The sequence below is a fragment of the Bacillus sp. SIMBA_154 genome, from assembly GCF_046536015.1.
Taxonomy (GTDB): Bacteria; Bacillota; Bacilli; order Bacillales; family Bacillaceae; genus Bacillus; species Bacillus pumilus_P.
On record NZ_JAWJBV010000019.1, the window covers coordinates 1 to 26,199 of the forward strand.

Annotated in this window: 27 protein-coding genes; 25 read left to right on the forward strand and 2 right to left on the reverse strand. The window is 42.1% G+C overall.

Annotation, left to right across the window (positions count from 1 at the left end):
• The first annotated feature begins 209 nt into the window (after positions 1-209).
• From rocF to R0K30_RS18565, 25 genes are all read left to right on the forward strand, one after another.
• Positions 210-1,121: an arginase gene (rocF, locus tag R0K30_RS18445; RefSeq protein ID WP_410612178.1), complete on the forward strand. Its 912-nt coding sequence runs from the start codon at positions 210-212 to the stop codon at positions 1,119-1,121.
• A 182-nt stretch (positions 1,122-1,303) separates the two neighbouring features.
• Positions 1,304-1,867, forward strand: a complete 564-nt coding sequence (gene sigW / locus R0K30_RS18450) for an RNA polymerase sigma factor SigW (RefSeq protein WP_034324045.1) — start codon at positions 1,304-1,306, stop codon at positions 1,865-1,867.
• Positions 1,868-1,881: 14 nt separating this feature from the next.
• On the forward strand, positions 1,882-2,502 hold the full coding sequence (gene rsiW / locus R0K30_RS18455; protein WP_099726238.1) for an anti-sigma-W factor RsiW: 621 nt from the start codon (positions 1,882-1,884) through the stop codon (positions 2,500-2,502).
• A gap of 218 nt (positions 2,503-2,720) precedes the next feature.
• Positions 2,721-3,542 carry a diadenylate cyclase CdaA gene (cdaA, locus tag R0K30_RS18460; RefSeq protein ID WP_099726237.1) on the forward strand — a complete coding sequence of 274 codons (822 nt, stop codon included), beginning with the start codon at positions 2,721-2,723 and terminating at the stop codon, positions 3,540-3,542.
• Positions 3,535-4,944: a CdaR family protein gene (locus R0K30_RS18465; protein ID WP_249704806.1), complete on the forward strand. Its 1,410-nt coding sequence runs from the start codon at positions 3,535-3,537 to the stop codon at positions 4,942-4,944. Before cdaA ends, R0K30_RS18465 begins: the two co-directional genes overlap by 8 nt.
• 25 nt (positions 4,945-4,969) lie before the next feature.
• The gene (gene glmM, locus R0K30_RS18470; protein WP_099726235.1) at positions 4,970-6,316 is read left to right on the forward strand and encodes a phosphoglucosamine mutase; all 1,347 of its coding nucleotides are present in this window, start codon (positions 4,970-4,972) and stop codon (positions 6,314-6,316) included.
• A 571-nt stretch (positions 6,317-6,887) separates the two neighbouring features.
• Positions 6,888-8,690: a glutamine--fructose-6-phosphate transaminase (isomerizing) gene (gene glmS / locus R0K30_RS18475; protein WP_099726234.1), complete on the forward strand. Its 1,803-nt coding sequence runs from the start codon at positions 6,888-6,890 to the stop codon at positions 8,688-8,690.
• A 571-nt stretch (positions 8,691-9,261) separates the two neighbouring features.
• A complete protein-coding gene (locus tag R0K30_RS18480; RefSeq protein WP_410612183.1) occupies positions 9,262-9,612 on the forward strand; it encodes a DUF2200 domain-containing protein in 351 nt (116 codons plus the stop codon).
• Positions 9,613-9,879: 267 nt separating this feature from the next.
• Positions 9,880-10,071, forward strand: a complete 192-nt coding sequence (locus tag R0K30_RS18485; RefSeq protein WP_039176060.1) for a PLD nuclease N-terminal domain-containing protein — start codon at positions 9,880-9,882, stop codon at positions 10,069-10,071.
• A gap of 14 nt (positions 10,072-10,085) precedes the next feature.
• Positions 10,086-11,003 carry an ABC transporter ATP-binding protein gene (locus R0K30_RS18490; RefSeq protein ID WP_410612185.1) on the forward strand — a complete coding sequence of 306 codons (918 nt, stop codon included), beginning with the start codon at positions 10,086-10,088 and terminating at the stop codon, positions 11,001-11,003.
• On the forward strand, positions 11,000-11,764 hold the full coding sequence (locus R0K30_RS18495; RefSeq protein WP_410612187.1) for an ABC transporter permease: 765 nt from the start codon (positions 11,000-11,002) through the stop codon (positions 11,762-11,764). Before R0K30_RS18490 ends, R0K30_RS18495 begins: the two co-directional genes overlap by 4 nt.
• 376 nt (positions 11,765-12,140) lie before the next feature.
• Positions 12,141-12,863, forward strand: coding sequence for an ABC transporter ATP-binding protein (locus R0K30_RS18500; RefSeq protein WP_410612189.1), 723 nt, complete (start codon positions 12,141-12,143; stop codon positions 12,861-12,863).
• On the forward strand, positions 12,856-14,277 hold the full coding sequence (skfF, locus tag R0K30_RS18505; protein ID WP_256499231.1) for a sporulation killing factor system integral membrane protein: 1,422 nt from the start codon (positions 12,856-12,858) through the stop codon (positions 14,275-14,277). Before R0K30_RS18500 ends, skfF begins: the two co-directional genes overlap by 8 nt.
• Before the next feature lie 18 nt (positions 14,278-14,295).
• Entirely contained in the window at positions 14,296-14,811 is a 516-nt protein-coding gene (locus R0K30_RS18510; RefSeq protein WP_099726222.1) for a HEAT repeat domain-containing protein, read from the forward strand.
• Positions 14,811-15,230: a TlpA family protein disulfide reductase gene (locus R0K30_RS18515; protein WP_410612192.1), complete on the forward strand. Its 420-nt coding sequence runs from the start codon at positions 14,811-14,813 to the stop codon at positions 15,228-15,230. Before R0K30_RS18510 ends, R0K30_RS18515 begins: the two co-directional genes overlap by 1 nt.
• A gap of 24 nt (positions 15,231-15,254) precedes the next feature.
• Positions 15,255-15,452: a hypothetical protein gene (locus R0K30_RS18520; protein ID WP_410612194.1), complete on the forward strand. Its 198-nt coding sequence runs from the start codon at positions 15,255-15,257 to the stop codon at positions 15,450-15,452.
• A gap of 345 nt (positions 15,453-15,797) precedes the next feature.
• Complete coding sequence (locus tag R0K30_RS18525; RefSeq protein ID WP_099726219.1) at positions 15,798-16,925, forward strand: DUF418 domain-containing protein; 1,128 nt, start codon at positions 15,798-15,800, stop codon at positions 16,923-16,925.
• Between the two features lie 171 nt (positions 16,926-17,096).
• Positions 17,097-17,468 carry a GntR family transcriptional regulator gene (locus R0K30_RS18530; protein WP_099726218.1) on the forward strand — a complete coding sequence of 124 codons (372 nt, stop codon included), beginning with the start codon at positions 17,097-17,099 and terminating at the stop codon, positions 17,466-17,468.
• 5 nt (positions 17,469-17,473) lie between these two features.
• A complete protein-coding gene (locus R0K30_RS18535; protein WP_099726217.1) occupies positions 17,474-18,349 on the forward strand; it encodes an ABC transporter ATP-binding protein in 876 nt (291 codons plus the stop codon).
• Positions 18,333-18,938 (forward strand): ABC-2 transporter permease, encoded by a 606-nt coding sequence (locus R0K30_RS18540; protein ID WP_230031202.1) that lies wholly within the window; start codon positions 18,333-18,335, stop codon positions 18,936-18,938. The genes R0K30_RS18535 and R0K30_RS18540 overlap by 17 nt, the downstream gene beginning before the upstream one ends.
• A gap of 99 nt (positions 18,939-19,037) precedes the next feature.
• The gene (locus R0K30_RS18545; RefSeq protein WP_230031203.1) at positions 19,038-19,928 is read left to right on the forward strand and encodes a helix-turn-helix domain-containing protein; all 891 of its coding nucleotides are present in this window, start codon (positions 19,038-19,040) and stop codon (positions 19,926-19,928) included.
• A gap of 127 nt (positions 19,929-20,055) precedes the next feature.
• Positions 20,056-20,688: a TetR/AcrR family transcriptional regulator gene (locus R0K30_RS18550; RefSeq protein ID WP_410612229.1), complete on the forward strand. Its 633-nt coding sequence runs from the start codon at positions 20,056-20,058 to the stop codon at positions 20,686-20,688.
• Positions 20,689-20,739: 51 nt separating this feature from the next.
• Positions 20,740-21,423, forward strand: a complete 684-nt coding sequence (locus R0K30_RS18555; RefSeq protein ID WP_410612198.1) for a bacitracin ABC transporter permease — start codon at positions 20,740-20,742, stop codon at positions 21,421-21,423.
• Positions 21,424-21,450: 27 nt separating this feature from the next.
• The gene (locus R0K30_RS18560; RefSeq protein WP_410612200.1) at positions 21,451-22,209 is read left to right on the forward strand and encodes a DUF4097 family beta strand repeat-containing protein; all 759 of its coding nucleotides are present in this window, start codon (positions 21,451-21,453) and stop codon (positions 22,207-22,209) included.
• Between the two features lie 217 nt (positions 22,210-22,426).
• Positions 22,427-23,815 carry an amino acid permease gene (locus R0K30_RS18565; protein ID WP_410612202.1) on the forward strand — a complete coding sequence of 463 codons (1,389 nt, stop codon included), beginning with the start codon at positions 22,427-22,429 and terminating at the stop codon, positions 23,813-23,815.
• Positions 23,816-23,858: 43 nt separating this feature from the next.
• Here R0K30_RS18565 and R0K30_RS18570 read toward each other — a convergent pair whose 3' ends face one another.
• Both R0K30_RS18570 and glpT read right to left on the reverse strand, forming a co-directional pair.
• Positions 23,859-24,740 (reverse strand): glycerophosphodiester phosphodiesterase, encoded by an 882-nt coding sequence (locus R0K30_RS18570; RefSeq protein WP_230031207.1) that lies wholly within the window; start codon positions 24,738-24,740, stop codon positions 23,859-23,861.
• A gap of 92 nt (positions 24,741-24,832) precedes the next feature.
• Complete coding sequence (gene glpT / locus R0K30_RS18575) at positions 24,833-26,167, reverse strand: glycerol-3-phosphate transporter (RefSeq protein ID WP_099726211.1); 1,335 nt, start codon at positions 26,165-26,167, stop codon at positions 24,833-24,835.
• Positions 26,168-26,199 lie beyond the last annotated feature (32 nt).

Below are 26,199 nucleotides of genomic sequence, written 5' to 3' on the forward strand. Positions count from 1 at the left end.
TTTTTCTCTATTATAAAATGAGGAGATGTAAATTTTAAGGAAAAAAATAAAGCTGTCGAGATTTTCTCGACAGCCTGGACACCTTTTTGAAAAAGGTGTCTTTTTTTTATGTTAGCAGAGGGAATGTATAACTATTCAAAATGTTGTCGAGTTGAGTCAGGAGGCATCGAGAAAGTAAAATATAGGCATGACAGAAAGGGGATGTACATATGGGAGATCAAAAGAGGGTCACGATTGTCGGGGTTCCGATGGACTTGGGTCAAACGAGAAGGGGCGTCGATATGGGGCCGAGTGCGATTCGATGTGCTGGCGTAAAAGAAAAATTGGAATCGCTCTCATTTGATGTGGAGGATCTCGGGGATATTCCAGTCGAGCAAAGGGACGATGAGAAAGGTTTATATACAAGTGAAAAATTAAAAAATCTAACGGAGAATGCTGGTGCCAATCAGCTGCTTGCTGAAAAGGTTGACAGTATTGTGCAGTCAGGTTCGTTTCCACTGATTTTAGGCGGTGATCACAGCATTGCGATTGGCACACTTGCCGGTGTAGCTAAGCACTATGAAAACTTGGGTGTCATTTGGTATGATGCACACGGTGATTTAAATACGGAGGAAACTTCTCCTTCTGGAAATATTCATGGCATGCCGCTTGCTGTCAGTCTTGGCCTTGGGCATGTTGATTTAACGAACATTGGTGGTTATTCTCCTAAATTGAAACCCGAAAATGTCGTATTAATTGGTGCTCGTTCCTTAGATGAAGGAGAGCGGCAGTTGATTAGAGAAAAAGGTATGAAGGTGTATACGATGCATGAAATTGATCGTTTAGGGATGACAAGGGTGATGGAGGAAGCAATTTTGTATTTAAAGGAAAGAACAGATGGTGTCCACCTATCACTTGATTTAGATGGGCTAGATCCAGCGGAATGCCCGGGTGTAGGAACTCCTGTGGCAGGCGGCATTAGTTATCGTGAGAGTCACCTTGCAATGGAGCTTTTAGAGGAAGCAGGTATTTTAACTTCAGCCGAATTTGTGGAGGTAAATCCAGTATTAGATGAGAAAAATAAAACAGCAGAAGCGGCTGTTGCTTTAATTGGTTCTTTAATGGGTGAAAAGTTATTGTAGAGCGGGACTTGTTCCCGTTTTTTTTATTTTGGGGAAATTTAAGGATATATTAAGGTTTTTACTGGCTAATAAGCGTAACACGCTGTCAAAAATTTGTTACACTATTTTTTAGAGGAGAATGAAACCTTTTGGAAAGAGGTTCGTATACATAAAGACCGGTGAAGGCAGAGGTTGAATATACTATGGACACAATGATCAAAAAGAGAATTAAGCAAGTGAAAAAAGGCGACCAGAACGCATTTACAGACATCGTAGACCTGTATAAAGACAAAATTTATCAGTTGTGCTACCGTATGCTTGGGAATGCACACGAAGCAGAGGATATTGCGCAGGAGGCGTTTATTCGTGCCTATGTGAATATTGAGAGCTTTGATGTGAATCGTAAGTTTTCCACGTGGCTGTACCGCATTGCAACCAACCTGACCATCGACCGTATTCGCAAAAAAAAGCCGGATTATTATTTAGATGCAGAGGTGGCAGGAACAGAAGGACTGAATATGTATTCTCAAATTGCTGCTGATGGCATTTTGCCAGAGGATGAGGTGGTGTCTCTTGAGTTATCGAGTACCATTCAGCAAAAAATTCTAAGATTACCCGATAAATATCGTTCAGTCATCGTATTAAAGTATATTGATGAACTCTCGTTAAAAGAAATTAGTGAGATTCTGAATATACCAGTTGGTACAGTGAAAACGAGAATACACAGGGGTAGAGAGGCTCTCCGGAAACAGTTGAGAGACCTTTGAGTGAGGTGATTTTGATGAGCTGTCAGGAAAAAATCGTCCTGCTTATGCATCAGTATTTAGACGGGGACATTGAGCCCCAAGACGAAAAAGAATTAAAAAGCCATCTGCAATCGTGTGAGGAGTGCCGTACTCATTTTCAACAAATTGAGAAATCCATTGCGCTAGTGCAGAGTACATCTCATATAGAAGCACCTTCTGATTTCACTGCAAAGGTGATGGCAGGTCTTCCAAAGGAGAAAAAGCGTGTCTCGGTTCAAAGATGGATCAAAGCTCACCCGCTGATCGTAGCCGCTGCCCTCTTTCTCATTTTGATGGGAGGCAGTCTGTTTACAAGCTGGAATACTGATCATAATTTCAGTGTGTCAAAGCAGCCGAATCTCGTGGTTGAAAATGATACAGTGACCGTACCTAAAGGGGAAACCGTCAAAGGTGATGTCACTGTCAAAAATGGCAAGCTGATTGTAGAAGGCAAGGTTGATGGAAATGTCACAGTCGTCAATGGGGAACAGCTGACTGCTTCTGCCGGACAAGTCACTGGTCAAATCAATGAAATTAATGAAGTGTTTGATTGGATCTGGTACAAAATGAAATCCACAGCACAAAACGTGATGCGGGTCATTGGGCCAGAGGAGTAAAAGTAAATCAAACAGCATGGAGCAGTCTCTTAGGGGCTGCTCTTTTTCTATATCATTGCTCAGATTCACGCATACTAGACAGCCAGCTATATATGGCAACTATTTTCCTTGCTGAAATAAAATGTGGTATAATAGCCTCGCTATGTATTTACACATAGGCTTTTTTTATAAAAAAATGCATCACACGAAGAAACTTGAAAATTCTGGAGGACGAGGAAATGGCTTTAGGGGATATTCCTTTTTTGCAGTACCTCGGTAATGCTGTTGATATACTCGTTGTTTGGTATGTGATATATAAATTAATGATGGTCATCCGCGGAACAAAAGCGGTTCAGCTTTTAAAGGGAATTGTGGTCATTGTTCTCGTCAGGATGGGAAGTGCGTATCTCGGTCTTAACACACTTCAATGGCTGATGGACCAAGCGATTACGTGGGGTTTCCTTGCGATCATTATTATTTTTCAGCCAGAGCTAAGGAGAGCGCTTGAGCAGCTCGGGCGCGGCCGTTTCTTCTCAAGAAGCGGGACACCTGTAGAGGAACAGCAGCAGAAAACGATCGAGGCAATTACAAAAGCAATTAACTATATGGCAAAACGCAGAATAGGAGCGCTGCTGACAATTGAGCGCGATACTGGGATGAATGATTACATAGAGACAGGAATTCCTTTGAATGCAAAGGTGAGTTCTGAGCTGCTGATTAATATTTTCATTCCGAATACCCCGCTTCATGACGGTGCTGTCATTATGAAGAGTGATGAGATTGCAGCTGCAGCTTGTTATTTACCGCTGTCAGAAAGTCCTTTTATCTCTAAGGAACTCGGAACGCGCCACCGGGCGGCAGTTGGTATTAGTGAAGTGACAGACAGCTTAACCGTCATCGTCTCTGAGGAGACAGGCGGCATAAGTGTCGCAAGAAATGGTGATCTCCATCGAGAATTGACTGAAGAAGCGCTTGAAGAAATGCTGATTGCTGAATTTAGTAAGAACAGCAAAGATGCTTCCTCGACCAAATGGTATTGGAGGGGCAAGAAAAATGGATAAGATTTTGAATAATCGCTGGGCCGTAAAGTTTCTTGCATTGGTCTTCGCTTTATTGCTGTATGGTGCAGTCAATTCAGCGCAAGCGCCCACGCCGAAAAAAATCGGTGAATCCTTTTTCCCAACATCGACGACAGATGAAGCAACCTTAACCGACATTCCTGTTAAAGCGTATTATGATGACGAGAAGTACGTCGTCACTGGTGTACCGCAGACAGTCAATGTCACTATTAAGGGATCAACAAGTGCTGTGAAAACAGCAAGACAAACAAAGAATTTTGAAATTTATGCAGATATGCAAAACTTAACGACAGGCACACATAAAGTGGAGCTGAAGGCAAGAGATGTATCAAAGGGAATCACATTATCAATTAATCCGTCTGTGACGACTGTGACGATACAAGAAAAAACGACAGCTGAATTTCCTGTTGAAACAGAATTTTATAATCAAAATAAAATCAAAGACGGCTATTCACCCGAACAGCCCATTGTGAATCCGAAAAAGGTGACTGTCACTGGCTCAAAGGATGTAATCGACAAAATTTCTGTCATTAAAGCATTTGTGAACTTAGAGGATGTAGATCAACAGATTGAAAAAGAAGCGAAGCTCACTGTGTATGACAGCAGTGGGAACGAGCTGCCAGTCGAAGTGAGTCCGTCAGTGGTGGATATTACGGTCCCAATCACGAGTCCAAGCAAGAAGGTCCCGTTTAAAATTGAGCGGACGGGCAGCTTACCGGATGGGATCAGTATTTCAAGCATTGAGACAAGTCCGAGTGAGGTCACAGTGTACGGCTCTCAAAAGGTGCTAGATGCACTTGATTTTATTGATGGCGTTAAGCTGGACCTAAGCAAAATCAAAGATGATACGGAGATTGATGCCGACATTCCCCTGCCAGATGGTGTGAAAAAGGTGTCGCCTGAAACCGTTAAGATCAAAGTGAAGGTTGCAACAGCTGAAGAAAAAAAGATCGATAATGTACCAATCTCTGTCGTGGGTCTGAGCAAGGATCTCACCTCTGATTTTGTGAGCCCGTCTTCTGGGCGGCTCACGTTAACAGCAAAGGGATCAAAGAGTGCGATTGATAAACTAAAGGCTTCAGATATTGAAGCCTATATCAATGTGGGGGACTTGAACGAAGGAACACATGAGGTCAAAGTGCAAGTGAATGGTCCTCAAAACGTGACGTGGGCATTAACGAGATCAAAGGTCAAGGTGAAACTTACCTCTACTGACACGGAAGATCAGCCGGCTTCTACGAATGATCGAAAGGATCGATCGTCTGATGACGATGATCAGGAAAAGAAGAGAAAAGATGAATCGACACAAGATAAAGCAAAGAAGGAATCAATTCAGAGACAGCGGATGAAAGAAGATAAAAAAGAGGACACAGAGCCCTCTTGAATGGTAAAAAAGGAGCGATTGAAACATGGGCAAGTACTTTGGAACTGATGGTGTAAGGGGTGTGGCTAATAGCGAATTAACGCCAGAGCTCGCATTTAAAATTGGGAGATTTGGCGGCTATGTCCTCACGAAGGATAAAGAACGTCCAAAGGTACTCGTTGGACGAGACACACGTGTATCTGGTCATATGCTAGAAGGAGCACTCGTTGCAGGCTTGCTTTCAATTGGGGCTGAAGTGATGCGTTTAGGTGTGATCTCAACACCTGGCGTGTCCTATTTAACGAAGGCAATGGATGCAGAAGCAGGTGTCATGATTTCTGCTTCTCACAATCCAGTTCAGGATAACGGGATTAAATTCTTCGGCGGCGACGGCTTTAAACTGTCAGATGAACAGGAGAACGAAATTGAGCAGCTAATGGATCAGCCAGTCGATCAATTACCACGTCCAGTTGGAGCCGATCTTGGAACGATGAATGACTACTTTGAAGGTGGTCAGAAATACTTGCAATTCTTGAAGCAGACAGCAGATGAGGATTTCACAGGCATTCACGTGGCCCTTGACTGTGCACATGGTGCAACATCTTCTCTTGCGACACATTTATTTGCTGATTTAGATGCAGATGTGTCCACAATGGGAACATCACCAAACGGCTTGAATATCAATGATGGCGTCGGCTCAACTCATCCAGAGGCACTTTCTGCTTTTGTAAAGGAAAAGGGTGCGGATATTGGTCTTGCGTTTGATGGTGACGGTGACCGTTTAATTGCAGTCGATGAAAAAGGTGATATCGTAGACGGCGATCAAATTATGTACATATGTGCACGTTATTTGAAGAGTGAAGGCCGGTTAAAGGATGATACAGTCGTGTCAACAGTCATGAGTAACCTCGGCTTCTATAAAGCGCTGGAGAAACAAGGCATTAAGAGCATCCAAACCGCTGTTGGTGACCGCTATGTGGTCGAAGCGATGAAAAAGGACGGCTATAATGTCGGCGGCGAGCAATCAGGCCACTTGATTTTCCTTGATTACAATACGACAGGTGACGGCATGCTTTCTGCCATCATGCTTGTGAATACGCTAAAAGCGACAGGAAAAACATTATCAGAGCTTGCGGCTGAAATGGAGAAGTTCCCGCAGCTTCTAGTGAATGTGAAGGTGTCTGATAAATATAAAGTGGAAGAAAATGAAAAAGTAAAAGCTGTGATTCAAGAGGTTGAAAAAGAGATGAACGGTGACGGCCGTATTCTTGTTCGTCCATCTGGAACAGAGCCGCTTGTACGTGTGATGGCAGAGGCGAAAACAAAAGAGCTGTGTGATGAATATGTGGCTCGAATTACGGCTGTTGTCAAAGAGGAAATGGGTATTGAGTAATAGATGAAAGCAAATCGCTAAGCAGCGGTTTGCTTTTTTTTCGAATAATCGTCATAAGTGAAATGAACTGTACGAATGATATAGGCGAGGGCAACTTGCTAATGCCTTCATACATAGGAGAGCACATCAATTGTAGAACGTGACAAGCCTCATCGCATATAGTGTATGGAGGTCTCGCTTTCTCAAATGAAAGGGATCACCCCTAAATTGTGATTGACGGAGGTCAGACCTTATAGTACAATCATCCTTGTGTTATTGGATTTTTATTCTAGCTGGAAAGGCAGGGTAGATGTTCAGGAACTCTTATAATGATAGCGCCCGAACTAAGCGATCGGACGACAGATGCTTAGTTGACGAGGATGGAGGTTATCGAATTTTCGGCGGATGCCTCCCGGCTGATCAAAAGAGATCACAGCCGTAAGTGTTTCTTTAAAGCAAAGAGGTGACTCTTTGTACAAAGGGAATACACATGATCTCCCAAAATAAACATGTAGAGAGGGACGAAGAAATGTCCCTTCTATTTTAGTAGGCTTTCTTTGTCCCTTTCACGTGATCGGGAGGAAGAATATTTATGTGTGGAATCGTAGGTTATATTGGTCAGAATGATGCGAAAGAAATCTTATTAAAAGGCTTAGAGAAGCTTGAGTACCGCGGGTATGACTCAGCAGGTATTGCTGTGGCAAACGAAGAAGGCGTGCATGTGTTCAAAGAAAAAGGACGTATCGCTGAGCTTCGTGAGGTCGTTGATGTAAACGTGGCATCTACAGCAGGAATTGGACATACACGCTGGGCAACACACGGTGTACCAAGTCATCTCAATGCGCATCCGCATCAAAGTGCTTCTGGCCGTTTTACGCTTGTTCATAACGGTGTCATCGAGAACTATGTACAATTGACACGCGAATATTTACAAGACGTCACACTGAAAAGCGACACAGATACAGAGGTTGTTGTTCAAGTCATCGAACAATTTGTAAGCAGAGGTCTTGATACAGAGGAAGCTTTCCGTCAAACGCTTCTTCAACTAAAAGGCTCTTACGCAATTGCCCTTTTCGATAACGAAAACAAAGAAACAATCTATGTGGCGAAAAACAAAAGCCCATTATTGGTTGGTTTCGGCGAAGATTTCAACGTTGTAGCGTCTGACGCAATGGCGATGCTTCAAGTAACAAACGAATATGCGGAATTAATGGATAAAGAAATGGTCATTGTCACAAAAGACGAGGTGATCATCAAAAACCTTGACGGTGATATCATGACACGTCCTTCTTATATCGCTGAGCTAGATGCAAGCGACATCGAGAAAGGCACATATCCTCACTACATGTTAAAAGAAACGGATGAACAGCCGCTTGTGATGCGCAAAATCATCCAAGAATATCAAGACGAAAACGGCAAGCTGTCAGTCGCTGGCGATATCGCAAGCGCAGTAGCAGAAGCAGACCGCATTTACATTGTGGCTTGTGGAACGAGCTACCATGCAGGTCTTGTCGGTAAACAATATATTGAAAACTGGGCGAAAGTACCTGTAGAAGTTCATGTAGCAAGTGAATTCTCTTACAACATGCCGCTTCTATCGAAAAAGCCATTGTTCATCTTCCTTTCTCAATCTGGGGAGACTGCGGACAGCCGCGCTGTACTTGTTCAAGTCAAAGAGCTTGGTCATAAAGCATTAACAATCACAAACGTACCAGGTTCTACGCTATCTCGTGAAGCGGACTTCACATTGCTTCTTCATGCAGGACCAGAAATCGCAGTAGCTTCAACAAAAGCCTACACAGCACAAATCGCTGTTCTTGCGATCCTTGCATCCGTTGCAGCTGAATTAAATGGTCAATCTCTTGACTTTGATCTTGTGAAAGAGCTTGGTATTGTGGCAAATGCAATGGAAGCCCTTGTCGATCAAAAGGATGAAATGGAACAAATCGCTCGTGACTTCTTCACAGTGACACGTAACGCATTCTTTATCGGAAGAGGACTTGACTACTATGTGTGCCTTGAAGGTTCACTAAAACTAAAAGAGATCTCTTACATCCAAGCAGAAGGATTTGCTGGCGGAGAACTCAAACACGGCACGATTGCTTTAATTGAAGAAGGCACACCGGTCATTGCCCTTGCAACGCAAGAGCACGTGAACCTCAGCATTCGAGGTAACGTCAAAGAAGTCGTTGCACGCGGCGCAAACCCATGTGTCATCTCACTGAAAGGCCTAGAAGACGAAGGCGACCGTTTCGTCCTTCCAGCTGTACACCCAGCACTTGCACCACTTGCATCTGTTGTCCCATTACAGCTGATCGCTTACTACGCAGCACTTCACCGCGGGTGTGATGTGGATAAACCACGTAACCTTGCGAAGAGTGTGACGGTGGAGTAGGTTTTAAATAAAATCGGATTTTTGATACCCCTTTAGATATCATTTTCTAAAGGGGTATTTTTGTGTCAAAAGAACTAGAATCATATAGATTTGAAAGCACGATGATTTTTTATTAAGGGATGATGTTTATTCATGTGCTACAGTATTTGAAGGCTGCTTTCTTTACAAAATATAGATCGTTTTCGAGGGGGAATGTCATTTTTATTCGATATTTAAAAAAGGAAAAATGGGGAATTGTTTTTTCTTGATTGGTTATGTCGCATTGTTTATTAGCTCTTATTTATTGATTGGCGGTCCTACCTAAGCAGAGGACGATTGGTGTATTCCTTGGGTTTTGTATCGTTCAATTTCTTAAATATAGGGATTTCAAAAAAAGATGAAGGAAATAAAAAGCAAAATAACAAAGGTTTATATCATCGATGGATGATAATGTGCTATGTTCAATAAAGATAGAATTCCAAATTGGTTTGAAAATAAAAGGAATAGGCATGATATGAATGAGAGAGTTGAGAGTAACACCTTGCGGAGGCAAAGCAGTATAAATAATTAATGAAGAAAGAGAGAATAACACATGACCAAACCCAAAATTTACACAATGAGTTTTGCAAAAGTCTATCCTCTCTATATAGCAAAGGCGGAGAGAAAGGGACGAACGAAAGCTGAAGTCGATAAAATCATTTGTTGGTTGACAGGGTACAGTCAAGAAGAGTTACAGATACAATTGGCTAAACAGACAGACTTTGAAACCTTTTTCGCTGAGGCCCCTGATCTTCATCCTTCTCGCAGCTTGATTAAAGGAATCATCTGTGGTGTTCGAGTGGAGGACATTGTAGAAGATACTATGCAGAACATTCGTTATATGGATAAGATGATTGATGAGTTAGCGAAAGGGAAAGCGATGGAAAAAATTTTACGAGCATAAGCACATAAATAACGATTAGACTTGAAGCCGTTCAAAGAAACTCAGAGCTTTTTAGGAAAGAGCATGCATAACTAACCATGTTTAGAATTTTAAAATGAATAGAAAGCCCAGTGAACGCACCTTCACTGGGCTTTTTTATATCATTTACACCCTCTTATAGATCATTCGACCAATAAAAATAAAACTCATTTGAACGAATCCATTCTTGATGTCGTCAAAAGAAGTGATATCAAAACAAAATGGTGTTTTAAAAAGGGAGTGGCGTGGATGGATATGAAAATGATATTACCTCTCATTTTGCTGCAAGCCATTTTAATGGTGATTGGTTTGTTTGATTTGCTGAAAAGAGATCCATCAAGGATCAGAGGAGAAGTGAAGTGGGTTTGGGCTTTGGTGATTGTGTTTGTGGCGAGTGCCGGTCCTATTGTGTATTTCATTTTTGGTCGTAAACAATCTTAGTAGGGGGGATTCGCTTGAATATGCTGGAGTGTCATGGGCTGACGAAAATGTATGGTCGGCAAGAAATTTTAAAAAATGTATCGTTTTCCGTTGGGGAGGTTGGGTGTGTAGGGTTTTTAGGAGCCAATGGAGCAGGTAAGACGACGACGATTCGGATTCTGACGGGGCTTGCTCGCCCTACGTCTGGCGTCGTGAAGGTGGCAGGTTTGGATGTGACAAAAGATATGAATCAAATCAGTCATGTCATCGGGTACTGTCCGCAGCAGCCTGCATTTTATCAGGATATGACGGGACAGGAGTGGATGCATTGGGTTGGCGGGTTATTTCATTTAGAGAAAAAAATCATTCGTTCCAAAACAGAGGAGCTGTTGAAGCTTTGCCGCATCTATGAGGCGAAGGATCGTTCTATAGGCAGCTATAGCGGAGGCATGAAGCAGAGGCTCGCCATTGCGCAGGCACTCATCAACAGCCCGAAGGTTCTCATCCTAGATGAACCTGTGTCCGCACTTGATCCCATGGGAAGAAAAGACGTTCTGACATTGATTGAGCGTCTAAAGCATGAGATGTTGATCTTTATGTCGACCCATATTTTAGATGACATTGAGCGGGTGGCAGATCATATTATCATGATCAACAGTGGGGAAATTGAGATGTCCTCTCCCATGAAACAGATCAAAGAAGACTACATTCAGCCAGTGATCGAATTTCAATTAGAAAAACAGAATGCGGAGCTAGTGGCTTTGTTAAAAGAGCGGGATTGGGTGGAGGATTGCATTGATACAGGGGAGGCTTATCAGGTGCGAGTCAAAGATCAACGAACGGCATTGAAGGAGCTGCCTGCTCTCATCACTGAAGCTGGCGGTGTTCTACTCAATTATCGATTATCTAAGCTGACGCTTGAAGATATTTTCTTGAAGGTTGTGAATTCATGATGATGTTCAAAAAGGAATTTAGGGAGTTATTCACTAGTTATAAAATCTTATTTGTTCCAATCATTTTTACGATTTTAATGATCACGCAGCCTATTACGCTGAAAATGCTGCCTGATCTTTTATCGAAATCAGCTAATTTACCTGAAGGGGCAACGTTTTATATACCAGAGCCAAGCGCTGGGGAGGCGTTAGCAAGTGCATTGAGCAAATTCGATTCGCTCGGCGTTTTTATCTTGATTATGATCGTGATGGGGACGATCGCGGGAGAGCGTGCCTCTGGGGTCGCTTCGATGATTATGGTGAAACCGGTCAGTCGAACGAGTTATTATGTTTCAAAAATATGCGCCTATGCCTGTCTGACCTTGTTTAGTTTGGTGGTGGCGGTGCTGGCCTCTGTTTATTATGTGGACATTCAATTTGGGCATGTGGACTGGGTCAATGTGTTAAAAGGAACACTTCTGTATTACCCCAACTTACTGCTGATTGTGGTGTCAACCATTTGTGCCTCGGCTTTCTTTCAGCGATCGGTGACTGCTGGCGGCGTTTCTCTTTTGATCAATCTCATTCTTTTTACAGTACCTCCATTTTATGAGGACACACTGGGGAAGTATGCACCTAAAGGCATGACAAGTGCGGCAGAGGAAATGATCCACCGAGGGACCTATTCAGATCATGCGCTTACAAGTTTTTTAGGTGTATCGATGTTGATTGTTCTCTTTTTTCTCATTGGATGGTTTCTTTTTAGAAAACAAGAATTATAGCATGATGTACCCTTTGGATATGGAGAACTAAAGGGTTTTTTAGCCTGTTCCGTATAATCTCCCAAGGGTGTTTTTCATTTTAAATGGAGCTGTGTACGGAAAAACGGGGCTTTCATCATGAAAGATGTGATGGAACTCACGAAGCTGAAAACAGAATGTCTCGTTCAAGGTGACGAGAACTTATACTTACTGATTTCTGGCACGCTTCTTCATTTTTCAGTATGTTTATAGAATATATTACCTCGATTCTCTTACCTTGTTATTCTCTATATGGTAATATCAGGGTAAAGGGTGAATAGGTCTAATTACATTCACTTTGCATCTTAAAAAACACCATAGATAAGCATACATCACTCTAATATAAAGGAGAGATTTGATGCCATTCATGGAGGTTCAGAATGTAAGCAAACGATATAGCAATGGTGATGGGATAGAGGATCTGTCATTTTCCATCGAAGCAGGAGAGGTTGTGGCGCTGCTTGGCCCTAATGGTGCGGGGAAAACGACAACCATTCGATGTTTAACGGGTCTATATCAACCAGATCAAGGGAAGATTCTCATAGAGGGTTTTCCTCCTGGTCATTCCCATGTCCAAAAGCAAGTAGCTCTTATCCCTGATCAGCCATATTTGTATCCAGAATTAACGGTTGCTGAACATGTTCAATTCCGTGCAAGGGGTTATCATAAAGGCTTAAAACAAATCAAAGAAAAGGTATTTGAAGCGTTGAAAGAAGTACATATGGAAATGAAGATGAACGAACTGTGCGGAAGGCTTTCAAGAGGCCAAAAACAGCGTGTCGTCCTAGCAGGGGCCATTGTGCAAGATGCCTCCCTTTTTATTTTAGATGAACCGACTGTAGGGTTAGATATCCCTTCAAAACAATGGCTGTCGGATTGGCTGATACAAAAAAGCCGCCAAGGTGGTTCGGTTCTTGTGTCCACTCATAGTCTGGAGTTTGTTCTCGATACGGCTAGCAGGGTGATATTGATTCGAGACGGTGCCATCATGAAAAGTATTGATGTTCCTCAATTGAAGGAAGAACAGATCAAGTGGAGGGCAGAGGTCATTCAACTTCTGGGGGAGTGGTCTAGTGAATAACACACTCTCCCTTTTATGGATGAAATCCCAAAGGCGCTTGGTCAGTAAAAATCAAGAAAAGAAAATGCCCTTTCTGATCTTGCTGCTTTTCATTGCTGCAATTGGTTTTCAGCTGAGCGCAGTCTCAAGTATGGGGGATTGGAATGCTAGTGCAGCTGGATGGATCATTGTCTGTTTATTTGTTCTTTATACGGGCTTTGGCTTGTTTTCGAATCGGCTGCCTAGTCAGATGAACGATATCATTTGGTTATATGGAAATGGTGCGGCCTTATGGACGGTTGTGATGAGTGTATGGGTGTATCACATTTTTTGGCGAGGGGCTCTCCTCATTGTTTCTGCTGTGGCTGCAGATATTCTTCTATTTTGTATGACGCAGCAGTACCCTTTTCTACTCGGGAAATCACTCATCCTGACAGGGCTGTTATGTATGACCGAAACATGGATGATTGCGGTGTCTTGTGCTAGAACGATTCGAGTATACAAGCGGATGCTCTTACTCGGTTTTGTATTGCTGTTTTGCTGCTTTGCATTGCTCGTTTTGAATCAATTGATGTTGAAACAGTCCTCATTGATGAAAATCGCTGATTCTTTTATGTTTCAAGTTGGACGTATGATCGAAGAATTCTCATTCCTTTCTTTATTGATTTTTCTTGGTGTAATGATTCTGTCGTTAATGATGATGTACAGGGCCAGTCATCGTTTAGAGATGAAGGAGACGTTAGTCAAGGAGGCAGCATTTTGGGAGGAATTTGAGGGGAAACAAATTCATTCAAATCCAATGAGTCCAAAGAAAGGCAAGACGTGGTGGGGACTTCCAGTATTAACGGGCATCTGGGCTTTTCTTTGGCTAGAATTATTGTTGATGAAAAAGTATGTGACCTTCCATCTGTTATCTACCATGCTATTAATAGGTACTTACTATGTCGTCATTTCTTATTTTTCAGATTGGTTGGATCTATTCTTTATGGTCATTGGTGCATCCGTCCTACTCAGTTCATATTACGCTGGGATTGTAAGACACGCGCAAACGGGAGTGCTGTATCTTTTACCAGGCGCTTTATATCAAAAAATTCTTCTATTAGAAGTGTTTCAAACCTTTTGGTTGTATGCGGTCTACTTTATTTCTCTTGTCTTGTTTGAGATTCAAGATGTATTGTATTGGGCCCTATATGGGGGAGGGGTTTATATATGGTTTTTGGCCATACGGCTCTTTGCCTTTACGCAGCCGCTAAGACGAGAAGCGAGTCTTTCTTTGGGCATCTATTATCGATCATTGCTCCTCGTATCTGTCATAAGTGCTGTGGTCATCATTGGTATTCATATGTTCACTGATGGCTGGTTTACAACGATTACATGTTTATTTGCTGGATTTGTATTTTATGTGATTTGTTATCGATGCCGTGGGTCTCATTAAAAAGAGGAGTTGATTGTCATGAAACCAGAAGATAAGCTATCCCAATCGGTTCAACATTTGGTCAATACGAATGAAGTAACGATCGTTCAAGCAATGGGGGAATTGAGAAAATCCGGAAAAGAGGCAGTGCCAGTGCTTGTTGAAGCCTTAAAAGAAGAGGGTTCTTTGCGGAATATTGCAGCAGCGGTTCTTGGTGAATTTGGAGCAGATGCAGGGGACGCAGCTGAGTCTCTTGCCAAGCTATTGGAAAGTGAAGAAGAGGAGACAAGAATGGCGGCTGCCATCTCACTCATGAGAATTGGGCAGCCTAGTTTGCCATTTCTTCTGCCATTGGCCAAACGTTATGAGGGACCTACTTGTTTTTGGGCATCTTGGTGTATCTCTTGGATTGACCCATCAAAAATCGAAAAAAACATGTACGAGTGCCTAAAACAGGAACAAGAACATCCATCAGGGAATGTGGCCCCTTTTGCTGCAGAGGAAGCATTAGGAAAAATTATCGCTTTTCAATTAAAAGAAAAGGGGGATGAATAGTGGAAACGCAAATACTCAAATGGCCTGAGCATCTTCCTTGGATTCATCCTTCAGGTCAGAAGTGTTTATCTGAAGGGCAACATCTACTTCTTTATTTTTGGTCAGTCAATTGTCCTCATTGTGAAGAATTAACCGATCACATTCTACATCGTGTGGATCAGCTGGGTATCCATTTAACCTGTGTCCATGTTCCATATACGGAAGAAGAAAAATCGATAGGTGTTGTTTCGAAATATGCAGAGGAAAAGAATCTGACAGCTCCCATCATATTGGATCAAGATTATGATATTGTCACAAAATATAAGATTCAAGGATTACCAAGCTTTTGCCTCATAGATAAAGATGGGCAATTAATAGATCGGAAAATGGGAGATGCCGGCTGGGAGAAAATATTGAAAAAGCTAGAAAAACAATTTTAATTGGGGGTTATGGAGGAGAGCGTTTTGTTTCAATCAAACAAAGAATTTAAAAAAACTGTGGTCTTTTACGCAGGTGTCGGAGCTGTCCTGCTGATTCTTTTGATGCTGAAATGGTTACCGATTTCAGCAGACTGGGAGCTGGCGTTGATTTTGTTCGGATTGGGGATTTTGTTTTATTTGAAGCGTGTGCTGTGGAAAGAGGAAAAAGGTCATCATTCATGAGTATGTTACCTAGAATGTATATTCTAGGCTCAGCGTGTAGACAAACCCTCGCATTCGGTGTCAGTCCTGCGTGCCGGTGCTCACGAATCTCAAATTCGCTCCGCTCCGGTACTCGTCCTTCCTAGACTGCAAAGGTTTTCTATCACGCTGAAAAGAAGACAAAGGGCTAAAATAAAGTTCATTTTAGCCCTTTGTCAACAATCTGTACCTAGAATGTATATTCTAGGTTTTTTTATTAAATTTACCTTAAAACGTATCTTTTCACATGGGGATATGAACCAATTTTTAAAAAGTGTGGTAGGATAAATATGCTTTATTTTTATTTTTTTTGAAGGAGCTGTCGTGTTGAAGGGTTCTAGGGTTGAGTTAATTGATAGTTTACGTGGTTTTAGTTTATTAGGTATTTTGATCGTGAATATGCTTAATTTTCAATATGATTATGATTTTGAGAAAATGTTTGATTCGAGCCTGTGGGGACAGGAGTTTGGGGTATATGTGACGGAGATTTTGTTCCAGGGGTCGTTTTATCCGATTTTTTCATTTTTGTTTGGATATTCTTTTGTCAAGCTGATTGAATCAACGCAGTCGAAGGGGCTGAATACGAATGCCATCGTGATTCGACGGGGCTTTGGTCTGATTGTGCTTGGTATGCTTCATTACATATTTATTTGGAATGGTGATATTCTTCTTTATTATGGAGCTTGTACGTTTTTCTTGATGATGTTTATGGGCAGCAGGGTGAAAACAACACTTATATGGGCGGGAATATTAGGTGCCTTGTCATTAGTGGTCGTACCTTACATGATGAATTTTGTGTATGGAAATGATGATTTATTAAATGATGTGTATGCAAAGGGTGCATATGGCGATATTTTGTTGAGCCGGATTACGATTGAAGACGATATGATGATTGTCACCATTATTATGGCGATCGTGACTATTACGCTGATGCCGATACTCGGCTTTCTTTTCGGTACGATAATGGTTGGTCCGTTTGCACTGCTTGGCATGGCAATTGGGAAAAGAGGGCATCTGACTGAAGAAGATCGAGGGATGGCTTACCGTAAAGGCTGGGCATGGATGATTTTGATCGGGATCGCGCTAAAATGTGTGACGTTCATTGATGCCCCTTGGAGTGAAATGGTGATGACGTTAGGTGCTTATGTACTGACGCTCGGTTATATTCAAGCGTTTATTGTTTTTTACTATTCAAAGGCAGCCCAAGGCCTAAAGCGTCTGCTTGCAGGACTTGGCCGTTTGTCTCTATCTAACTATTTAGCGCAATCGATTATTTGTACAACGATTTTTTATTCGTATGGACTTGGTTTATTTGGACAGATAGGCTCATTGTTTGGACTGCTGCTCGCTGTCGGGCTTTATACAGCACAGCTGTTCATCAGCTATCTGTATTTGAAAAAGTGGAGAAGAGGTCCTGTGGAATGGCTCATGGGAAGATGGGTGTATTGGAGATAAATCGTTTTATTGTAAAGACCGCATAGCTGAAGGGCTGTGCGGCTTTTTAGTTGAATTCCATTAAAAAATAGTTGAATATTCTTTCAATGTGTATATAATGTATATATAGTATATATACAATATTCGCGATTCAACACCGCTACAAGATACAATGAAAAAAGAGGTTTTTATATGCAAATTACGATTTCCAACCACTCTAAGGAGCCAATCTATGAGCAAATTACGAATCAAATTAAATCAATGATTTTAACGGGTGAGCTTGCTGAAGGTGCAGCTCTGCCGTCTATTCGAAAGCTGGCGAAGGATTTACAAATTAGCGTCATCACCACAAAGCGAGCGTATGAAGAGTTAGAGAAAGCAGGATTTATTTATTCAATTGTAGGCAAGGGGTCATTTGTTGCGGAGCAAAATGTCGAAGTCATGAGAGAAAAAAAATTGAAGGTGATTGAGGAGCAGCTTGGAGCGGTTGTATCAAACGGCAAAGAATTAGGCTTATCTTTTGATGAATTGCAGCAATTATTAAAGTTCTTATATGAGGAGTGAGATAGGTGGAACATGTGATTGAATTCAAAGGGGTTTCGAAACGTTTCAAGGACTTTGCCATTCAGGGTCTTGATTTGCAAGTGAAGAAAGGCTTTGTCACAGGGTTTATTGGGGAAAATGGTGCCGGTAAGTCGACCACCATCAAAATCATCATGAACTTGTTAAAACCGGATGCGGGTGAGGTGAAGATTTTTGGGCTAGATTATCACACGCATGAAAAAGAGATAAAGGAACGGATCGGGTTTGTTTACGATGCCAATGTGTTTTTTCCAGGGCTGAACTTAAAGGACATCAAACGAATTGTGGCACCTGCTTATAAACGCTGGGATGACAGGCTTTTTTATCAATATATTGAACAGTTTGGCCTGCCGCTTCATAAAGCGATTAAAACATTCTCAAAAGGGATGCAGATGAAGGCTTCACTGGCGATTGCGCTGTCGCATCATGCAGAACTGATTATCATGGATGAACCAACTGCTGGTTTAGACCCGGTATTTAGAAGAGAGCTGCTCAGCACGTTACAAGAGTTAATGATTGATGGGAATCGGACGATATTTTTCTCAACACATATGACGACTGATTTAGACCGGATAGCGGATTATATTGCGTTTATTCAAAATGGGCAATTGGTCTTTCAGCAGTCGATTCATGATGTAGCAGAGAATTATGCACTGGTGAAAGGAAGCCTGGATTTATTGGATCGAGACACAGAAAGGGCCTTTGTCCATATTCAGCGTACAGCAGCAGGATTTGAAGCATTAACAGATCGAATCGATGAAGTGAATCATATTTTTGGGGACGCTGTTGTCATGGAACGGGCATCACTGGAGGATATTATGTTTTACTTGAAAGGCGGGGTGCAGCATGTTTCATTTAATTAAACGTGATGTGATTTTACAGAAAAAGCAGCTGATGATTTTCCTGCCATTTATCCTATTTTTTATTATGATGGATGCGCATCCGGCATTGACGTTTCTAGTCGCTAGTTTCTTCATTCCTTTTAACACATATGCGTACGATGAGAAGGCAGAAACGAATATCTTATTAAATTCCTTGCCCTATACACGTAAAGAAATTATCGCATCACGTTATCTTGGCGCCATTTTTTATATGATTATCGCGATCGGGCTGACAAGTGCTGCATTATTTAGCTTTGGCAAGCTGTTTACGATGACGGATATTGCACTTGGCAGTGGGCTGTTTTTATTGTTTGCAGCGTTTACATTTCCTTTGTTTTATATCCTGAAGCCTGGCTATATCACAATGGCAGTGATCATTGTGTTTATCATTTTATCCCGTATAGGACCGCCGATTGTGGCCTTTTTAGTAGAGCATTTCAGTGTGATCACTGATTTTGTGATGAATTTATCAATTCCAATTCTATATACCGGATCAGTTGTGCTGATTATGTTGATCTATTTGATGTCTTGGGGACTTTCTACTGCCATCTATCAAAGGAAAGTGTTCTAAGAAGAATTTCAGCGGAATCGATTCAATGTTGATCATGATCGCAATTTTGATCAAAACGTGCTTGTCGTTTTGTTTTATGATCAAGAAGAGGTGAGGGAGATGGTGTACAGTCAAGTCACGCAAGAGGTGATTTCCTATTTAGAGTCGCATTTGATGGATGAGCTGTCGTTGAGGCAGGTGCCTGAGAAAGTGGGATATTCACATTTTCATTTGCTCCGTATTTTTAAAAAAGAAACAGGACTGTCGATGGGAGAATATGTGCGGAAACGAAGGTTAGCCACAGCTGCGCAGCTTCTCTTGTATACGGATCAGGGGATTCTGGATATTGCTTTTACGATGCAATTCCAATCGCAGGAAGCCTTTACGCGTGCTTTTAAGCATCTCTATTCTTTACCTCCCGGAATGTACAGGACATTGATGAGAGATATGCAAATGAAAAAGGAGGAAGGTTCGATGACATTACATGAAGCAGTGCCTGGCTGGGGGCTCAGTGGTTCACATCCGCATATGTATGAGATGGGTGTTGATACAGCAGTGTTCCATACTGGGAAGCAATCAGGTGTCTTATCATCTAAAGAGGGCGTCCAAGATGGACAGTTTGCGACGATGATGCAAGGGTTTCAGGCGAAAGACTATGTGGGGAAACGGTTTAAGCTCTCTGCTTTCTTAAAAACAGAAGATGTTTCTTCTGCAGGAATTTGGATGCGGGTGGATGATGGAAAGGGCGATATGATGCAGTTTGATAATATGCAGAATCGACCTGTGACAGGCTCTACGGAATGGAATCAATATTCGATTGTATTAGATATCCCTTCTCAGAGTGAATCCATTCATTTTGGGGTGCTGCTCAGTGGTCATGGAACTGTATGGGCTGACGGTTTTCGATTTGAGGAAGTGGATGAGAGAACACCTACGACCAATATGGTGGAGACATCGTCACTGCCAGATGTTCCTGTGAATTTACAATTTGAGCTGGAGAAGACCGTGTGAGCGGTCTTTTTTGTTCTATACAAACCTGTATTGACAGTTTATAATGAAGCATATAATATACATACCAACGGTCGGTATGTAAAAGGAGGCGTTTCATTTGGCCAGAAATAAATATCCAGAAAAGACGATCCAGCAGATTTTGGACGTGTCGACGAAGTTGTTTCAGGAAAAAGGATTCGAAAAGACGAGCTTGCAGGATATTATCTATGAATTAAATATGTCTAAGGGTGCTATTTATCATCATTTTAAATCGAAGGAAGAAATATTACGCGCCGTGATGGATCGGCAGTTTCGTTATGCGACGCAGAAGCTTGAGGAGCTGATTGCGCATACGGAGGCAGCTCATGGGAAAGAGAAGCTGCAACGTATTTTAGAGCAGCTTGTCGCAGATCCACAGTCTCATTCGATTGATGGGATCTTGCTTGACCAGATCAAAAACCCACAATTTGTGGTTGAAGGGATGAAGGCAGGAGTAAATCAGGATCCGCTTAAAATCAAAAGGCTCATTCTTGAAGGGATTGAAGATGGTTCAATGACGACTGCTTTTCCTGGTGAAGTGGCAGAAGTGTTTATGCTTCTTGTGAATATATGGCTGAATCCAACGCTGTTTGTTCGTGATCAAGAAGACACTGTTCAGCGTTTGCATTTTTTACAACAGATGATGAAAGGGCTTGGAGTGGATGTGGTGAGTGATCTATTTATACAAAAGGTGACAGCGCATTATGCTGGAATTGGAGGGTATGATCAGCCTGGAACATAAAGGGTCAGAAAAGAGACAAACAGAAAAATTCATGTAATAGGAGGGTGCTTTATGCTTCACTTCATGAAACTTGGGATAAGAAAAAGTCATATGAAACATTACATTCAAGCTAGTTTTATAGCAAGTATTGTGCTGCTAGTATTGATCTATTTTGTTGCGTTTGTTGCACAGGTTGAACAAGAACCGGGTTTTCAGCAATATACGAATATTTATTTGTTAACTAGTACAGTATGTATGATCTTTTTTTCTATCATAACAGCTATGATGTATTGGCGAGTTGTGATGACTGTATATAAGGAACATCAATCCAAGTCAGCGAATTTGACCACATTACTCCTTTCTAAAATGATCTGGATGCTGTGCTTTTCAACGATTGCGATGATGTGTAGTATCACTCCCTCTTTTGTTATGTTTAGTGTTACTGAAATGTTCTTCCCGATTGTTCATGATACGCTGACGGCTGATGTCCTTTTTGATTTTATCAAAACGTTTCTTGTGTTTACTTGTTGTGTCAATGGGATTGGCATGATTGCGATGAGAGTGGGGTTGATGATGAAATCTATTTTTATCACCGTCCTGACGGCGATTGTTCTATGTGCTGTTTTGGGAAACGTATCGATAGCCACCTATGGAAATGATCAATTGAATCTTGTCCTGTCAGGAGTAATGATCGCAGCTGTCTTCATTGTGATCTTGGAATTGTGGAGCAGCATTGGCCGGCGGCAAACGAGGTAATTCATGATGGGAAAAGGAGGGAGACATGTGGAGCATACAGTTCGAATTGAGGAAGCGGTATTTGAACTATCATTAGACTGGCTGCTAGGAGAGGTTCATATTCACCACCATGATCATCCTTATCTATTGACTCATCAAACCACGAATCACGCTTTTCCTCATCGGTATTTACTACATCATCAGGTACGGGAAGGAAGGCTGATGATTCAAGATAGAAGAAAAAGAACGTTTAGCTTAGGACTCCACCTTCATAAAACGGATTTGGAGATTTATCTCCCCAAAAAACAAATACAGTCCATGTCTATTCATTGTAAAGGAGCAAATCTTCACCTAGATGGGCTGAAGATGGAGGATGTCCATTGCCAATTGATTTCTGGAAAGTCGATGTTAACGGGTGAAATCAAGCACCTCCATTTACAGACAGTTGGTGGACTTATTTCTAGTCATCGGCTCATCACACACATATTGAGATTGCGAGCCACATCGTCAAAAGTGGAGATGTTAGGTGCTTTTGCAGATATTGATCTGAAGGCAACAGGTAGAAGGATACAGATTCATTCTACAACTATGCTGCATTCACTCAAATCTACTTCAACTGGAGCATCTGTCAAAGTGGCCATTCCGGAAAATGATGGATTTATTTGTTATGTGAAGAAAAGATCAGGTGCTTTTCAAAATGACTTTACTTGTTTTGATGAGAAGGAGAAAATGGTTTATAAAAATGGAAAGAGGACCTTCGAGATCGACATAAGAGGTGGGCAGTTTCTGTTAAGTGATTTACTTTGAAGCGATCTTCAGTCTTCGATTCAGTATATCAATATAAAATAATTTGAACATTTTTTATGTCAGAATATTTTGTTAAAAGTGTTTTCCTCAAAAAAACAATTGTTTTTTAAGGGTAGATTTATTATGATAATATACATCGAAAGATTGATGTTTCTCAATCAGAATGAAAATTCTGATTTTTGTTTTTTATGTTGTTTGTTGATGAGGGGGAAGAAAAGTGGCTCAAAAGGAATTAAAGAGAGGGTTAAGTGCCCGTCATATTCAAATGATCGCACTTGGCGGCACAATTGGTGTTGGCTTATTTATGGGGTCAGCCAAGGCCATTCAATGGACAGGTCCATCGGTTCTGCTGGCGTACGCAGTGTGTGGCATCTTTATCTTTTTTATTATGCGTGCGATGGGAGAAATGTTATATCTTGAACCGAGTACAGGTTCATTTGCTACATTTGGACATCAATATATTCATCCGCTTGCGGGGTATATGACGGCTTGGAGTAACTGGTTCCAGTGGGTCATTGTCGGGATGTCTGAAATTATTGCCGTAGGCGCTTATATGAAATATTGGTTCCCGGAGCTGCCGGCGTGGATTCCAGGATTAATTGCGATGATCATTTTAGGCGCGGCCAATTTGGTTTCTGTTAAGTCGTTCGGTGAGTTTGAATTTTGGTTTGCGATGATCAAGATTGTGACGATTATTTTGATGATCATTGCAGGTTTAGGCATTATATTCTTTGGGTTTGGAAATGGCGGAACAGCGATTGGTTTGTCTAACCTTTGGGCGCATGGCGGGTTCTTTACGGGTCGATTTAGCGGATTCTTGTTTGCGCTGTCTCTTGTTATTGCTGCCTATCAAGGGGTAGAACTGATTGGGATTACAGCAGGTGAGGCGCAAAATCCGCAAAAGACGCTGACAAATGCGATTAAAAGTATCATCTGGCGTATTTTGATTTTCTATATCGGTGCGATCTTTGTCATTGTGACGGTGTATCCTTGGGATCAGCTGAATACTCTTGGCAGTCCATTTGTGGCGACGTTTGCGAAAATTGGAATTACAGCGGCAGCAGGTATTATTAACTTTGTTGTCATTACAGCAGCTATGTCTGGCTGTAACAGTGGTATTTTCAGTGCGGGACGTATGCTTTATACATTAGGTGTGAATGGACAGGCACCAGCTTTCTTTACAAAAATTTCAAAGAACGGTGTACCGTATTTTGGGACATTTGCTGTGCTGATCGGTCTAGCGGTAGGAGTTGTCCTGAATTATGTTTCTCCGCCAAATATTTTCGTGTATGTGTATAGTGCGAGTGTTCTTCCTGGTATGGTGCCTTGGTTTGTGATTTTAATTAGTCACATCGGCTTCAGAAGGGCAAAGGGTGCAGCGCTTGATCAGCACCCATTCAAGATGCCGCTTGCGCCACTTTCTAATTATGTCACAATCGGTTTCTTACTGATGGTTCTTGTGTTTATGTTCTTTAATCAGGATACACGCATTTCTCTCATTGTGGGAATTGTGTTCTTGATTGTAGTGACGCTTAGCTTTTATGCATTTGGAATTGGAAAAAGAAAACCAATCCAAGCGGGATCAGCTGATCAAACAGTGAAATAATAGAAAGCCTTGCGGAATGAATGAACCGCAAGGCTTTTGTTGTTTACAGCGAGGCTTTTACACGCTGAAAGACATCTGGAAAGTTGGTGAAAAGGCCGGTGATGCCATATTGCAGAAGACGGGTCATGTCTGCTTCGCTGTTTACTGTATATGGGTGAAGGAGGAGCCCTTGGCTTCTGACCTGCTGCACGTTCTCAAGAGTTAATGCTCTAAAATTTGGTCCGACACCTACTGCGTAAGTTTTGATGAAGCCGAGCTGATCGTCTGTGATGGACGTCATTTGGGCTCTGTCTAATAGCTGGACTTTTGGAAGATGCGGAGCTAGTTTCTGTAGTTTTAGCAGGCTGTCTTGACTGAAGGATTGGATGATGACCTGCCCTTTTCTAGTATGTTTTCCGAGAAGATGATGTTTTTTTAAGGCGGCCAATAATTTCTCTTCCATTTGCGGATAAAGGTCTGGTTTTTTTGTTTCAATATAATAATTCTCTCGTTTGCCGAAATAGCGCAACACCTCATCTAATGTGAGGACTTGCTGTCCAATATAGTGGGCATTTTGTTTGTCGGGGTTGGCGTCGTTAAACCATGCGCCGGCATCGAGCTGTTTGATTTCGGCAAGTGTGAGGTCTTTGACCCAGCCTGTTCCGTTTGTCGTCCGGTCAACGGTTTCATCGTGCATGACGATGAGATGTCCATCCTTTGTCATTTGGAGGTCGAGTTCGAGGTAATCTGCATTCATTTTTGTGGCGAGCTTGTAGGAAGCCAGGGTATGCTCTGGTGCATACCCTGATGCTCCGCGATGTGCTACGGTTAGGATACGATCTGGAGATAAAAGATTTTCATGTGCCGATACGGTGGTCGGCACCCACGCAAAAGACAGTAAAGCAAAAGAGAGTAACACGAAAGCAAGTAATCTACTTTTCTTCATATTTTATCCTCCTTTTACGGTAACTGCCTTCATCATAAGAAATAGATGTAAAGGGCATGTTGGGCGGATATGAATCTTTTATGTGATTTTCATTAAGCTTGCTCTACACGCTTTCCTGTATTCCATGTCATCGCCAGGAAGACAATCGCAAGCACACAAGAACCAACCAGTAAAATAAAGCCTCCTGTCCAGTCATAGTGATCCACGACTACGCCCATCATGGCATTGGCAAAGGCAGAGCCGCCAATATAGCCGAAGAAGCCTGTAAGCCCGGCAGCAGTGCCAGCGGCTTTTTTAGGGGCGAGATCAATGGCTTGAAGTCCAATAAGCATGACAGGTCCGTAAATCAAAAACCCGATGCTGATCAGGGCAATGTTATCGACCATTGGATTGCCAGCAGGATTTAACCAGTACACGACAACGGCAATTAAAACACCAACCATAAAGAGGACGCCTGCTGGTGCACGCCGGCTTCTAAAGAAGCGGTCACTGATCCACCCGCACAATAATGTACCGGGAATGCCCGCATATTCATAAAGAAAATAAGACCAGCGTGAATGCTCTGGTGAGAACCCCTTTGCTTCCGTTAAGTAAGTAGGCGCCCAGTCAACGACACCGTAGCGGACGAAGTACACAAAGACGTTGGCAATGGCAATATACCAAAGGAATTTATTGTTGAGTACATATTTAAATAAAATCTCTTTCACTGTTAATTCTTTTTCTTGATCTTCATATTGTTGTGCCGGATAGTCATTTCTATATTCCTCGATTGGCGGAAGACCAGCGGATTGCGGGGTATCCCGTACGAGAAGAATGATCACGAAGGAGACGATAATGGCAATGATGGCAGGGAAGAAAAAGATACTTTTCCAAGTCGCAAACAACACAATACCCAACGTGATGAGTGGTGCAAGGATACCCCCGCCGATATTGTGAGCGACGTTCCAAATGGACATTTTCGTTCCACGTTCACTAACCGAAAACCAATGCGCCATCGTACGTCCGCATGGAGGCCACCCCATTCCTTGGAACCAGCCGTTTAAAAACATGAATAAAAACATGATCCATACACTTGATGTCACCCATGGAAACGAGACAAATAGGATATTAATAAGGGCTGATAGAAAGAGTCCGGTGGCTAAAAAGTATCGTGGGTTACAGCGGTCCGAGATCATGCCCATGATGAATTTACTAAAGCCATAAGCGATGGAGACAGCCGCTAGCACAAAGCCTAATTCACTTTTCGTGAACCCTTCTTCCTGTAAATAAGGGATGGCAAAGGCGAAATTTTTGCGCAGCAAATAGTAGCCCGCATACCCGATAAAGATCCCTAAAAAGACTTGCAGCCGCAGCCGTTTATAGGTCTCGTCTGTTTTGGCATCATCGAGCCTGTCGATATGCGGAGCGGGTTTAAACCATTTCAACATAAAAATCCTCCTCTTGTAGATGTCCGATTGAC